Source organism: Oceanobacillus alkalisoli (assembly GCF_022213125.1).
GTDB lineage: Bacteria > Bacillota > Bacilli > Bacillales > Amphibacillaceae > Oceanobacillus > Oceanobacillus alkalisoli.
This window is the reverse complement of record NZ_JAKNRA010000004.1, coordinates 159,202-172,578: the sequence shown is the minus strand read 5'-3', so window position 1 is coordinate 172,578 and position 13,377 is coordinate 159,202. Positions and strand designations below refer to the sequence as shown.

Sequence of the window (13,377 nt, the reverse complement as noted above, 5' to 3'; positions counted from 1 at the left end):
CGCAGGCAAGCCCGCTGCGGGGTCTCACCAAGCTTACCTCCGAACAGGAAGTTCTAATGCCGGCGTTGGTCACAGGACGTGAGTTCTTAGCCGGCCTCCCGCAGGAGTCTCGAGGTGTCTGGACTGCTCCCAGGAAAGGTCAAATTTAGATCACTGTTTATTATTCCAAAGATATAATTTTTATCGTGGTATAGCCCTGGAGTATATGCGATTAATAATAATCACCCCTACCAGTTCAGTTGCCCGGTGGACGGTGACTCCTGCGGGAATAGCACGAGCCTGGAGACCCCGCAGGGCGGCAGCCCGAGGAGCTCTAGCAGTGCCTAAGGATGCGCATCCGTCCCCCGGGCAATTGAACGGCGGATTGGCGCTCTGAATAAGTGAACGAGCCAAATCACTCACGCTGAATGAAGGGAATATCTTGTTGTTCCAAACTGTGAAAGTTGGGTTATGATGATCTGTTTTATAAATTATGCTGAAGCGAATTTGAAGGAGGAAATACATAATGGATTATAAAGAAACATTATTGATGCCAAAAACAAAGTTTCCGATGCGCGGAAACTTACCAAATAAAGAACCTGTTCGTCGCGAACAATGGGAAGAAAATCATATCTATGAGAAAGTACAAGAACGTACGAAAGGCCGACCTTTATTTATTCTGCACGATGGACCACCATATGCGAATGGTGACTTGCATATCGGGCATGCCTTGAATAAAATCTTAAAAGACTTCATCGTTCGTTACAAGTCGATGACCGGCTACCATACACCATATATTCCTGGTTGGGATACGCATGGCTTGCCGATTGAAACTGCACTTACAAAAAAGAAAAAGATTAACCGGAAGGAAATCCCTATTCCAGAATTCCGTAAGCTTTGTGAAGAGTATGCTTTAGAGCAAATTGACAACCAACGCACACAATTTAAATCATTAGGAGTTCGTGGTGATTGGGATAATCCTTATATTACACTCACAAAAGACTTTGAAGCTGCTCAAATTAAAGTGTTCGGTGAAATGGCAAAAAAAGGTTACATTTATAAAGGGTTAAAGCCAGTCAACTGGTCTCCATCTTCTGAGTCAGCACTTGCAGAAGCGGAAATCGAATATTATGATAAGCGGTCCCCATCCATTTATGTCACATTCGAAGTGAAAGATGGAAAAGGGGTGTTAAATGAAGATGAAAAAATCGTTATTTGGACCACGACACCATGGACACTACCAGCCAACCTTGGAATCAGTGTTCACCCAGACCTGGAATATGTTGTAGCAGAAGTGGGTAACGAAAAATATGTTGTAGCAGAATCATTGCTTGAGGCGGTTGCTGAAGAATTGGAGTGGAATAATCCACAAGTCGTTAAACAGTTTAAGGGGCAGGAAATTGATAAAGTCGTCGCAAAACATCCATTCTATGACCGTGATTCACTTGTCATGCTTGGCGATCATGTAACGACAGAAGCTGGTACTGGTTGTGTTCATACTGCACCAGGCCACGGGGAAGATGACTTTTATGTAGCTCAGCGTTATGAACTTGATGCATTATCTCCAATCGATGATCGCGGAGTATTCACAGACGAAGCACCAGGCTTTGAAGGAATGTTCTATGATAAAGCGAATAAAGCAATTACTGAAAAATTAGAGGAAGTCGGTGCATTATTAAAGCTTACTTTTATTACGCACTCCTATCCTCATGATTGGCGGACGAAGAAACCGACAATTTTCCGTGCAACACCACAATGGTTTGCATCGATCAAAGATTTCCGTCAAGATATTCTGGAAGAAATTAAAAATGTCGAATGGTTCCCGAAATGGGGAGAAACTCGTCTGTATAATATGGTAAGAGATCGTGAAGATTGGGTTATTTCAAGACAGCGGACTTGGGGTGTGCCAATTCCAGTGTTTTATGGGGAGGATCATACACCAATCATTACGGAAGAAACGATTAATCATGTATCTGAGCTGTTTAGAGAGCATGGTTCCAATATTTGGTTTGAAAAAGAAGCAAAAGATCTGCTGCCAGAAGGATTTACTTCCCCGCATAGTCCGAATGGGGAATTTACGAAAGAAACGGATATTATGGACGTTTGGTTTGACTCCGGTTCAACACATGAAGGAGTTTTGATGAATCGTGAAGATCACCGCCGACCAGCAGACATTTATTTAGAGGGTAGTGACCAATATCGTGGTTGGTTCAACTCATCCATCTCAACAGCTGTTGCTGTAACTGGCAAAGCACCTTATAAATCAATTGTCAGCCATGGATTTGTACTTGATGGTGATGGCAGGAAGATGAGTAAATCATTAGGAAACGTCATCGTTCCAGGAAAAGTGTTGAAGCAATTAGGTGCAGACATTTTACGTCTCTGGGTTGCATCTGTCGATTATCAGGCAGACGTTAGAATCTCAGATGATATTCTCAAACAAACATCAGAAGCATACCGGAAGATCAGAAATACATTCCGTTTCATGCTGGCAAACTTAGCTGATTTTGACCCTGCAACAGATAAGGTACCTGAATCTGAAATGGAAGAGATTGATCTATTCATGCTGACTCGCCTGCAGGAAGTACTAGCGGATGCACGCAAATCTTATGAGGTGTATGAGTACTCACCGATCTTCCATGAAATCCATAACTTCTGTTCGGTAGATTTAAGTTCTTTCTATCTGGACTTTGCAAAAGATATTCTTTATATCGAAAAACCAGATGATAAGCGTAGACGCAGTATTCAAACAGCCTACTATGAAATCTTAACGACACTTGTTAAGGTGCTTACACCGATTATTCCGCACACAGCTGAAGAAGTTTGGGAATATGTGCCGGGAGTCAAAGAGGAATATGTCCAGTTGACTGATATTCCAGAACCAAGAGAAATTAAAGGCTTAGACAAAGCAAAATGGGATCAATTCATGAATGTGCGTGATGATGTCTTGAAAGCACTGGAAGAAGCAAGAAATGACAAACTAATTGGCAAACCATTAGAAGCGAAAGTGACATTGATTCCACGGGATGAAGAAACGAAAAAAGTATTGGAATCGATGGAATACCTCCATCAATATTTGATCGTTTCCGAAGCAACAATCAAAGATGAAGAGCCAAAAGCGAAAGAATATCGCTATGTAAATGTACTTGTAGAAGTACATCCTGGTGAAAAATGTGAACGTTGCTGGGTATCATCCGAAACAGTTGGAGAGGACCAAGATCACCCAACACTTTGCACACGCTGTGCATCTGTTGTTAAAGAACATTATGAAGGTTAAAACAAAGACAGAAGCGCCCTTACAGGCTAAGTACGCGATCGTCTTCGCAATGCCTGTACTAGCACATTCTGTGCGTCGTAGCAACGTACAAACTGTGCCTTCCAGGATGGGGTGAACTTAATCGAACTTCCATTCTTCTCTTTGAGATAAAGGAAACTCAGGCGAAGATAGTGAGTTGATGTTGACTTTCACCACAAGGGTATAAGTGCGACTAAGCCTCACAAAGACCGAACGGCCGAGTCTTCCTTATCGATTGGAGGAGTGGGAAGTTTGGGACTGCACACTGCTCGCCCCACCAAAAGATCTGCTAGTTGCTGGGCGCAGAGCCGACGTGGATAATGCTAGCAACTTTAGTTGTCAACTGCATATTTATTATATAGTTCCCCACGTTAGTTAATATCAAGACTGCTCTTTCTACTTGAAGGAGCAGTCTTTTTAATCTGTAAGCTATGCTTAATCTTGTGTTTCGTGTCTGGAGAGTATAAGATAAATAAAGGAAAAATTTTAATCGAAGCATTTATTCGGAGGATTGCTGCATGCTGACATATTATCTCATCGCACTTGCGATTATTGTGCTGGATCAAATTACAAAGTGGCTTGTTATCATCAATATGGAACTTGGAGAAAGTATTCCTATCATTGATGGATTCTTTCATTTAACTTCACACCGTAATAGTGGAGCAGCTTGGGGGATTTTACAAGGACAAATGATTTTCTTCTATATTATTACCCTCATCTTTATCGGGGCTGCTGTTTACTATCTGCATAAATACGCCAGGGACAATAAATTGCTCGGAATCTCTTTAGGAATTATTATTGGAGGAGCGATTGGTAATTTCATTGATCGGTTGTTCAGACAAGAAGTTGTGGACTTTGCAGACTTTACTATCTTTAATTATAATTTCCCTATTTTTAATGTAGCAGATTCTGCACTGACAATTGGTGTTGTCCTCATTATTATTGTAACAATTATAGAAGAAAGAAATGAAAAAAGGAAGGAAAAGAAAAAGGCATGAGTTTTTATAACCATACGGTAGCTCCTGAACAAAACAAAATAAGAATTGATAAGCTGTTATCTGATGTAAATCCGGAACGTTCCAGATCGCAAATCCAGACGTGGATTGCAGAAGGTTACGTAAAGGTGAATGACAGACAAGTTAAAGCAAATTATAAATGCGAAGAAGGGGATATAATCGAGTGGCAAATCCCTGAAGTAAAAGCACTTGAAATTGAAGCGGAAAACATACCGCTTGATGTAATATATGAGGACAGTGATTTGCTCGTAGTCAATAAACCGCGTGGTATGGTTGTTCACCCGTCAGTAGGGCACGGTTCGGGAACTTTAGTGAATGCTTTACTCTATCACTGTAACGACCTATCTGGCATTAATGGAGTGGAACGGCCGGGGATTGTCCACCGGATAGATAAAGATACAAGTGGGCTCTTAATCGTTGCAAAGCATGATCAGGCGCATATCGGCTTATCTGAGCAGCTTGCTAATCGGGAAGTGGAAAGAAAGTACATTGCACTTGTCCACGGGGAAATCCCTCATGAAACAGGAATCATTGACGCTCCAATTGGTAGAGATCCAAAGAATAGACAGCGGATGGCAGTCGTTGATAACGGCAAGTCGGCTGTAACCAATTTTCAAGTACTGAAACACTTCCCGGATTATTCTTTTATTGAATGCGAGCTAGAGACCGGGAGAACCCATCAAATTCGTGTGCATATGAGATATATTGGTTATCCGCTTGTTGGAGATCCACTATACGGTCCAAGAAAGACGATTGATTTAGGCGGGCAGGCACTGCATGCAAAGAAGGTTGGCTTTACCCATCCGATATCAGGCAAATGGATGCAATTTGAATCAGAGATACCGACTTATTTTCAAGATGCGTTAAAAATAATTGAAAAAATGTATTGACATGTTAATCAAAGTTTGAAATAATGTATAGAAATAAGAAGACCTTTAATCATAGTCCTGTGAGGCTAAAAAGGATCGGCAAAAATGCTGTCATTGTATCAATCCCTTTTTCCTCATGTGAAAAAGGGATTATTTATATGGAGAACATAGGAGGAAACCAAGCGAATGATGAAGAAGGCAACTGTTCTCGATGCACCTGCAATGAACCGGGCGCTAACGCGGATGGCTCATGAAATACTCGAAAGAAATAAAGGAGCAGATGATTTAATTCTTGTCGGGATTAAAACACGCGGGGTGCCACTAGCAGAACGTCTCCAGCAAAAAATTAAACAGATTGAAAATATTACTGTACCCACTGGTGAATTAGACATTACATTATATCGTGATGACTTGGAAAAAGTAACAAGCAATGATGAACCAGAACTGAAATCTTCAAGTATTAACGTTGATGTTACCGGAAAGCTCGTTGTACTAGTTGATGATGTGTTATACACAGGTCGAACAGTCCGAGCAGCAATGGATGCTGTAATTGACCTCGGAAGACCATCGCAAATCCAACTTGGTGTACTAATTGACCGGGGACATCGTGAATTACCGATACGCGCAGATTATGTAGGAAAAAATATCCCTACATCAGAGAAAGAAATTATTGTCGTTCATTTAGATGAAGTAGATCAAGACAACCATGTTTCTATTTATGAAAAGTGAATAACGAAACAACTTTTAACTAAATCCAGAGAGATTTAAAAGGTTGCGATTTTACATGTCACATATGCGGACATGTGTATCTTCTTGCAGCCTTTTTGCGAGAAGATTTTTTTATGCCAAAATTATCTATTCGAAAAAATGGAGGGAGAAAGATGAGACATTTTATTTCAGTAGACCAATTGACAACAGAGGAAATTCATTCCATTTTAGAGGGTGCGGAAAAGCTTCGAAGCAATGAATACAAACTTGAACAGCAATTATTTGCGGCAAACTTATTTTTTGAACCGAGTACAAGAACGAAAATGAGCTTCGTTGTAGCAGAGAGAAAATTAGGGATAGAAAACTTGGATTTTCACGCGCAAAATTCAGCTGTATTAAAGGGAGAATCACTTTACGATACAGCGAAGACTTTTGAAGCAATCGGAGCTGACTTCTTAGTCGTCCGTCACGAAGATGATGATTGGTATGAAGAATTAGAAGGAAAAATGTCCATTCCATTAATAAACGGCGGAGCGGGAGCGAAAGAGCATCCGACTCAAACCATGCTTGACTTACTAACGATTTATCAAGAATTTAAAACATTTAAGGGCTTAAAAATTGCGATAGCCGGAGATATCAAACATAGCAGAGTAGCAAGATCCAATGCTGCTTGCTTACAGAAACTTGGGGCCGAAGTATATTTAAGTGCAGCACAAGGAATGGAAAGAGACGCATTAGAATTTCCTTATCTTCCAATTGATGAAGCAGTAGAAGTATGTGATGTCGTCATGCTCTTACGGATTCAGCATGAGCGTCATGAACATTCAATGAACACGTATGGTTATCTAAAGCAATATGGATTAACAAAGGAGAGGGAGAGCAGGATGAAAGATAATGCAATCATCATGCACCCGGCACCGATTAATCGCGGAGTAGAAATTGACTCATGCTTAGTCGAATGTGAACGGTCACGAATCTTTAAACAGATGAATAATGGTGTTTACGTGCGAATGGCAATCATCATCAACCTATTGAAGGAGTGGGGCATTTTAAATGAAAAAGTTATTGAAAAATATCAAACTGCTATCTGAAACAGGTGAAATAATTCAAAAAGAAATACGGATTGATGGTAATAAAATATCGGAAATTGCTGACTGTTTAAGTATCGGTACAGATGAAGTAATTGACGGAAAAGGAAAGCTGGCCTTGCCAGGGTTCATTGATCTCCATATCCATTTAAGAGAGCCCGGCGGAGAACATAAAGAAACGATTAAAACGGGAACAAAGGCGGCAGCAAGAGGTGGTTTTACGACAGTTGCTGCTATGCCAAACACAAATCCAGTCCCAGATGACCAGGGAAGATTAGATAATGTTCTAACAAAGGTTGAAGATGACGCGGCTGTCCGCGTTCTACCCTATGCATCCATAACAAAAGGTCTCGAAGGAAAAGAGCTTACAGATTTAGAAAGCTTGACGAAAGCTTTTGCCTACACGGATGATGGTGTAGGCGTGCAGACGGCAGACCTTATGCTCCAAGCAATGAAGCGTGCCGCGAAACTTGGTAAAGCGATTGTGGCCCATTGTGAGGATAATTCAATTGTTTATGGCGGAGTTGTTCATGACGGCGAAGTGAGTGAGCGACTTCATTTGCCGGGTCTACCTGGAATCAGTGAATCCGTGCAAATTGCAAGAGACGTCCTACTAGCTGAAAAGGCCGGGTGTCATTATCATGTATGCCACGTCAGTACGAAAGAATCTGTGCGTGTCATCCGTGATGCAAAGCGAGCGGGGATTAATGTAACCGCTGAAGTGACACCACATCATTTAATACTAAATGAACAAGCTATTTTATCAGATGATGCAAACTTTAAGATGAATCCGCCATTACGGGCAAAAGAAGATCAAGAAGCGTTACTCGAAGGGTTGCTCGATGGTACACTCGACTTTATAGCGACAGACCATGCACCACATGCTGAATATGAGAAAGACCTCGGATTTTTGCAGGCGCCTTTTGGAATTACGGGGCTCGAAACTGCTTTTCCACTGCTTTACACGCATTTAGTAAAATCAGGAAAATTAAGCTTAAAGCAGCTCGTTGACTACTTGACGATTAAACCAGCTGAAGTTTTTGGGCTGCCTTATGGTCGCCTCGAAGTCGCTGGTTTTGCAGATATCGTTCTCGTCGATTTAACCGAGGAATGGACAATCGATAAAGATACGTTTTATTCAAAAGGTAAAAACACACCATTTAATGGTTGGAACGTAGTTGGAAATCCAGTACTGACAATCGCAGAGGGAAAAGTCGTATACCAGGACGAAGCAGACATCGTTCATACATAAGAATATACAAAAATGAGGCTGGATAAACATGCGTAAAATTAAAATGAGACTCTTACAAATACGAGAAATTGCAAAAGATACGATTGAAATGAAATTGGAAGATGATTATATAACGAAAGTAGCAAATCCAGGTCAATTTATTTCCATTGCCTTACCGAATCATACGCTGCCTAGACCGATTTCCATTGCAGATATTGACCGAGAAAATGGGGAAATAACACTGTTATTCAAAATTATGGGAAAAGGAACAGATACACTTGCTGGATTCATTCCTGGAACTGAAGTCGATTGTTTTGGGCCGAATGGTAATGGTTTTCCTCTAGATTCAGGCCAAGTTGATAAAGTATTACTAATCGGTGGGGGAATTGGGGTTCCACCACTGTATTATCTCGGTAAACGATTGGAGGAGCAAGGAATTGAAGTCAAATCGATTCTTGGCTTTCAATCTGGAAAGTATGTTTTCTATGAAAAGAAATTTGAGAGCTTAGGAGAGACGATTATTGTAACGGATGACGGATCTTATGGGATGAAAGGCTTTGTGACGGATGCTGTAAACATCATTCCTGGTTTTGATGCCTATTATGCATGTGGGCCGACCGGAATGCTGCGCGCGTTAACTGAACAAATGAAAAACAAAACCGGGTATATCTCATTGGAAGAACGAATGGGCTGTACAGTTGGTGCTTGTGCAGCTTGTGTAATCCCGACAGCAACAGAAGGTAGCTATAAAAAGATCTGTCATGATGGACCGGTCTTTGCTGCTGAGGAGGTTATGTTATGACCCATTTACAAGTCGAATTACCCGGCTTAAAATTAAAAAATCCTCTCATGCCTGCTTCTGGCTGTTTTGGATTTGGAAAAGAGTACAGTAAATTTTATGATTTGAGCTTACTTGGTGCTGTCATAATGAAAGCCGCTACTGGAGAAGAGCGTCCAGGAAACGCAACACCAAGAGTTGCCGAAACGAACAGTGGAATGTTGAATGCCATCGGTTTACAGAATCCGGGTGTAGACAGGATTATTAACGAAGAAGTACCATTTCTTGCAAACTATGACACAGCTATTATAGCGAATGTTGCTGGAAGCACGGTTGAAGAATATGAAGAAGTAGCAGCTAAATTTAATCTAACACGGAATGTACATGCGCTGGAATTAAATATTTCCTGCCCGAATGTGAAGGAAGGCGGCATTCAGTTTGGAACAGATCCGGAAATGGCCAAACATGTAACAGAAAAGGTAAAGCAAGCAAGTGATAAGCCAGTTTATGTGAAGCTTTCCCCGAATGTATCGGATATTGTTGCCATGGCAAAAGCAGTAGAAGAAGCTGGAGCAGATGGTCTCACGATGATTAATACATTAACAGGCATGCAGCTGCATCTTCCATCGAAACGTCCGCTCATTGCAAATAAAACAGGCGGTCTTTCCGGTCCGGCGATTAAGCCGATTGCAGTCCGGATGATTTATGAAGTGAAACAAGCAGTAAACATTCCGATTATCGGCATGGGAGGAATTCAAACGGCAGAAGATGTGCTGGAATTCCTGCTCGTTGGAGCAAGTGCAGTTGCAGTCGGAACAGCAAATTTCCAGAACCCACTTATCCTTCCAGAACTAATTTCAGAGTTACCGAAAGTACTGCAGAAATATGGCTTCAGCTCGGTTGAGGAAGCGATCGGAAAGGCGGTAACAGGATGACAGACTTAATTTATCTTGCGTTAGATTTCCCGGATTGGCAGGAAACGGAACAATTCCTTACTCGTCATCATTTGCAAGGAGTTCCGGTAAAAGTAGGGATGGAGCTTTTTTACCGGGAAGGACCAGCAATGATTGAAAAATTAAAGGCGGATAATCATTCGATTTTCCTTGATTTAAAACTTCACGATATTCCAACAACAGTGGAACGGGCCATGAAGAATTTAGCAAGATTGGATGTTGATATTGTCAATGTGCACGCCCTTGGTGGTTCCGATATGATGAAACGGGCGAAAGAAGGCTTGCTTGCAGGTGGGGCAGATCAAACAAGGCTGCTTGCAGTTACGATACTGACATCGATGAGTGAACAGTCGATGCAACAGGAATTAGGGCTGCAGCTTAAATTAGATGAGCAGGTAACGAAATTGGCAAGTCTTTCTGAAGCAAGTGGGGCTGACGGTGTTGTCTGTTCTGTTCATGAGGTAAAAGAAATAAAGCGCTTATGCGGAGAAGACTTTTTGACTGTAACACCAGGGATCCGTTTAGCAGCATCTTCTCAAGATGATCAGGAAAGGGTTGCAACTCCTGCTGAAGCAAGTCGACTAGGGGCCGACCATCTTGTGATGGGAAGAAGCATCACAAGAGCAGCTGATCCGAAAGCAGCTTATCAGGAAGCGATAAAGGAGACTTTTATACATGGTAATTGAAAAAGAACTTGTGCGTGACTTACTCGATATTCGTGCAGTACAGATTAATGCGAAGAACTATTTCACTTGGACTTCCGGTGTAAAATCACCCATCTATTGTGATAACCGGTTGATTATGTCATATCCGGCCATCCGCAAAAAAGTTACAGAAGGATTTATTTCACTATTAGAAGCAAATAATTGGAAACCGGATGTAATTGCTGGTTGTGCTACAGCAGGGATTCCTCATGCCGCATGGTTAAGCACTGCACTTGATTTACCACTCGTTTATGTACGTTCCAAGCCGAAAGCCCACGGTAAAGGAAATCAAATTGAAGGAATCATTGAATCAGGTCAGCGAGTCGTTGTCATTGAAGATCTTATTTCGACGGGTGGTTCAGCGATTCAATCTGCGAAAGCTCTTACCGCTACTGGGGCAGATGTTGCTGGTGTATTAGCTATTTTTTCTTACGGATTAGAAAAGGCAAAGGATAACTTTCGTGCAGCAAACCTCATTCACGAAACCGTGACAAATTTTGATGAACTACTTGAAGCATTAACGGTCAGCGGTGAATTAAGTAAGGAGGAAATGCACGAGCTATTAAACTGGCGGAATACATTAAACTAAGACCGAGTGAAAGGAGACCCTTTCATTCGGTTTATTTGTTAACTCAATTTTCGTAGTTGGACAGCTAGTTATTTATATTCAGCAAGGTGATAAGTGTGATTTGCTTTGCTACTTTGCGATAGTTAAATGTAAATTCATGAAACTGTCAGTTTTCCCCTGTCCTGATTTACTGAATCTTGGCCGTGATTCCTTTATAATAGATATATCGAAATCAAATAAGGGTGTTAACATGAAAATCACGGATTATGAACTGTTGATCAAATTAAATGAAATAGGTACGATTCGCGGCACTGCAAAAATTGTCCTTATTTCGCAACCGGCTGTTACTCAGCGCTTAAAATACATAGAAGAATATTTCGGAGTACAAATATTTCTAAGAACATCCAAGCGTTTAAAACTCACCCCAGCAGGTGAAATTATTTTAGAACACGCAAAAGAAGTAATTGATAGGGAAGAACACGTGTTAAATAAACTTGCGAAGTCTAGTAAAGAAGTGCAGGGTACCTTGTCGATTGCTTGTTCTTCACTTATCAGCCAACGCTTTCTGCCAAAGATCCTCGGTGCATACACCAATCAGTTTCCAAAAGTTGCAATCGACCTTGTAACTGGTATTAGTGAAGATATTCGCCTTGATCATAAAAATTATGATGTCTGCATTATCCGAGGCGATAAATTAAAGGAAAGCACTTGTGTACGTCTATTTGCTGACCCGCTTTATATTTTTGATACTGAGCCATTTCCAGAAGATGGTGTGAAGGAACGGCCATTGATTTCCTTTAAAAGCGATGATAGCATGCATGAATTAGTTGATAACTGGCTTTATTATCAGCAGGCATCAATTAAGCCGCTCAAGACGATGACGGTAGATCAGATTGAAACATGTAAGCAATTCATGAAACAGGGAATAGGAATGGCAGTTCTGCCAAAGAGTGTGTCGGATTCTATGATGGAAGAATATCCGCATTTGCCACTGATGCTTGCCGGGGAAAGTGTTACCCGTGATACATGGGTTTGCTACCAGGAGGATGCGCGCCAGCTTCCCCAAGTGAATCGTTTTATTGAGGCCTTGACTTCTACTAAATTTCTCACGCATTAACAGTCTGTAATACCTCCATCTCTAAGTGAGGGAAACCCAACATGTGAAAGTGGGGTAAACATTCCGTAAATCGCTGATTCTGTTCAACTAATATACAGCTGGAGAAGTAAGGTCGCCCACTGAATGAAGTTTCGTTCTATATAATGTTTTATCTTCCTGTAAATGTGGAAGATATATATTATATTAGAAAAGGAGTGGTAGTTAATGAGTGATGTACTCTTCACTTCAAGTGCAACAGCCAAAAATGGACGAGAAGGTCATGTGAAATCATCGGACGGCATACTGGATCTTGAACTTGTTAATCCGTTGCAGGATAAGAATGGAAAAGGATCGAATCCAGAGCAATTATTTGCGGCTGGATATTCCGCTTGTTTCGATGGAGCGTTGAACCTCATGGCTTCTAAAAAAGATAAACAAATTGATTCGCAAACAACTGCTGAAGTTAGTTTTATGAAGGATGAAAGCGACGGCGGCAATAAAATAGGTGTGACGCTGAAGGTTAAAATCGGCGGTGTTAGTCCTGAAGAAGCCGACGAACTGGTCGAAGCAGCTCATCAAGCTTGTCCATATTCCAAAGCGACAAGAGGAAACGTAGACGTTAAATTAATCCCCCAAGCAGTAGAATAAAAGTCAATAAAAAAGGATTATTCCGAGAAGAGGGAATAATCCTTTTTTATTGCACTTTTTTATTGCATAGGAAACTATAAAATAAAAATGCTGTGGATAACTTAGATACCCAAGGCTAGCCACGTCGGCTCTGCGCCCAGCAACTAGCAGATCTTTTGGTGGGGCGAGCAGTGTGCAGTCCCAAACTTCCCACTCCTCCAATCGATAAAGAAGACTCGGCGTTCGGTCTTTGTGAGGCTTAGTCGCACTTATACCCTTGTGGTGAAAGTCAACATCAACTCACTATCTTTGCCCGAGTTTCCTTTATCTCAAAGAGAAGAATGGAAGTTCGATTAAGTTCACCCCATCCTAGAAGGCACAGTTTGTACGTTGCTACGACGCACAGAATGTGCTAGTACAGGCATTGCGAAGACGATCGCGTACTTAGCCTGTAAGGGCGCTTGC

At 41.4% G+C, this 13,377-nt stretch carries 12 protein-coding genes; all 12 read left to right on the top strand.

The features are described 5' to 3' along the window. Nucleotides 1-505 precede the first annotated feature (505 nt). A complete protein-coding gene (gene ileS / locus L3V42_RS08125; RefSeq protein WP_238471738.1) occupies nucleotides 506-3,256 on the top strand; it encodes an isoleucine--tRNA ligase in 2,751 nt (916 codons plus the stop codon). A 536-nt stretch (nucleotides 3,257-3,792) separates the two neighbouring features. Continuing rightward, a complete protein-coding gene (lspA, locus tag L3V42_RS08120; RefSeq protein WP_235761631.1) occupies nucleotides 3,793-4,272 on the top strand; it encodes a signal peptidase II in 480 nt (159 codons plus the stop codon). Next, entirely contained in the window at nucleotides 4,269-5,180 is a 912-nt protein-coding gene (locus tag L3V42_RS08115; RefSeq protein ID WP_235761630.1) for an RluA family pseudouridine synthase, read from the top strand. The genes lspA and L3V42_RS08115 overlap by 4 nt, the downstream gene beginning before the upstream one ends. 165 nt (nucleotides 5,181-5,345) lie before the next feature. Further along, complete coding sequence (pyrR, locus tag L3V42_RS08110) at nucleotides 5,346-5,888, top strand: bifunctional pyr operon transcriptional regulator/uracil phosphoribosyltransferase PyrR (RefSeq protein ID WP_235761629.1); 543 nt, start codon at nucleotides 5,346-5,348, stop codon at nucleotides 5,886-5,888. A 152-nt stretch (nucleotides 5,889-6,040) separates the two neighbouring features. Further along, entirely contained in the window at nucleotides 6,041-6,958 is a 918-nt protein-coding gene (locus L3V42_RS08105) for an aspartate carbamoyltransferase catalytic subunit (protein ID WP_238471737.1), read from the top strand. Beyond that, entirely contained in the window at nucleotides 6,921-8,207 is a 1,287-nt protein-coding gene (gene pyrC / locus L3V42_RS08100; RefSeq protein ID WP_238471736.1) for a dihydroorotase, read from the top strand. The genes L3V42_RS08105 and pyrC overlap by 38 nt, the downstream gene beginning before the upstream one ends. Nucleotides 8,208-8,235: 28 nt before the next feature. Beyond that, on the top strand, nucleotides 8,236-8,988 hold the full coding sequence (locus tag L3V42_RS08095) for a dihydroorotate dehydrogenase electron transfer subunit (RefSeq protein ID WP_235761626.1): 753 nt from the start codon (nucleotides 8,236-8,238) through the stop codon (nucleotides 8,986-8,988). After that, the gene (locus L3V42_RS08090; protein ID WP_238471735.1) at nucleotides 8,985-9,899 is read left to right on the top strand and encodes a dihydroorotate dehydrogenase; all 915 of its coding nucleotides are present in this window, start codon (nucleotides 8,985-8,987) and stop codon (nucleotides 9,897-9,899) included. Before L3V42_RS08095 ends, L3V42_RS08090 begins: the two co-directional genes overlap by 4 nt. Beyond that, the gene (pyrF, locus tag L3V42_RS08085; protein ID WP_238471734.1) at nucleotides 9,896-10,603 is read left to right on the top strand and encodes an orotidine-5'-phosphate decarboxylase; all 708 of its coding nucleotides are present in this window, start codon (nucleotides 9,896-9,898) and stop codon (nucleotides 10,601-10,603) included. Before L3V42_RS08090 ends, pyrF begins: the two co-directional genes overlap by 4 nt. Continuing rightward, nucleotides 10,593-11,210 (top strand): orotate phosphoribosyltransferase, encoded by a 618-nt coding sequence (pyrE, locus tag L3V42_RS08080; RefSeq protein ID WP_235761623.1) that lies wholly within the window; start codon nucleotides 10,593-10,595, stop codon nucleotides 11,208-11,210. The genes pyrF and pyrE overlap by 11 nt, the downstream gene beginning before the upstream one ends. 229 nt (nucleotides 11,211-11,439) lie before the next feature. Further along, on the top strand, nucleotides 11,440-12,306 hold the full coding sequence (locus L3V42_RS08075) for a LysR family transcriptional regulator (protein WP_235761622.1): 867 nt from the start codon (nucleotides 11,440-11,442) through the stop codon (nucleotides 12,304-12,306). 204 nt (nucleotides 12,307-12,510) lie between these two features. Beyond that, nucleotides 12,511-12,933, top strand: coding sequence for an organic hydroperoxide resistance protein (locus L3V42_RS08070; RefSeq protein ID WP_235761621.1), 423 nt, complete (start codon nucleotides 12,511-12,513; stop codon nucleotides 12,931-12,933). The last annotated feature ends 444 nt before the right edge of the window (nucleotides 12,934-13,377 follow it).

Excerpts from the sequence above, each read along its gene's own strand:
- pyrF (WP_238471734.1), top strand. The coding sequence starts at position 9,896 with ATGACAGACTTAATTTATCTTGCGTTAGATTTCCCGGATTGGCAGGAA.
- lspA (WP_235761631.1), top strand. The coding sequence starts at position 3,793 with ATGCTGACATATTATCTCATCGCACTTGCGATTATTGTGCTGGATCAA.
- pyrR (WP_235761629.1), top strand. The coding sequence starts at position 5,346 with ATGATGAAGAAGGCAACTGTTCTCGATGCACCTGCAATGAACCGGGCG.
- L3V42_RS08105 (WP_238471737.1), top strand. The coding sequence starts at position 6,041 with ATGAGACATTTTATTTCAGTAGACCAATTGACAACAGAGGAAATTCAT.
- L3V42_RS08090 (WP_238471735.1), top strand. The coding sequence starts at position 8,985 with ATGACCCATTTACAAGTCGAATTACCCGGCTTAAAATTAAAAAATCCT.
- L3V42_RS08095 (WP_235761626.1), top strand. The coding sequence starts at position 8,236 with ATGCGTAAAATTAAAATGAGACTCTTACAAATACGAGAAATTGCAAAA.
- L3V42_RS08070 (WP_235761621.1), top strand. The coding sequence starts at position 12,511 with ATGAGTGATGTACTCTTCACTTCAAGTGCAACAGCCAAAAATGGACGA.
- L3V42_RS08075 (WP_235761622.1), top strand. The coding sequence starts at position 11,440 with ATGAAAATCACGGATTATGAACTGTTGATCAAATTAAATGAAATAGGT.
- L3V42_RS08115 (WP_235761630.1), top strand. The coding sequence starts at position 4,269 with ATGAGTTTTTATAACCATACGGTAGCTCCTGAACAAAACAAAATAAGA.
- pyrC (WP_238471736.1), top strand. The coding sequence starts at position 6,921 with ATGAAAAAGTTATTGAAAAATATCAAACTGCTATCTGAAACAGGTGAA.
- pyrE (WP_235761623.1), top strand. The coding sequence starts at position 10,593 with ATGGTAATTGAAAAAGAACTTGTGCGTGACTTACTCGATATTCGTGCA.
- ileS (WP_238471738.1), top strand. The coding sequence starts at position 506 with ATGGATTATAAAGAAACATTATTGATGCCAAAAACAAAGTTTCCGATG.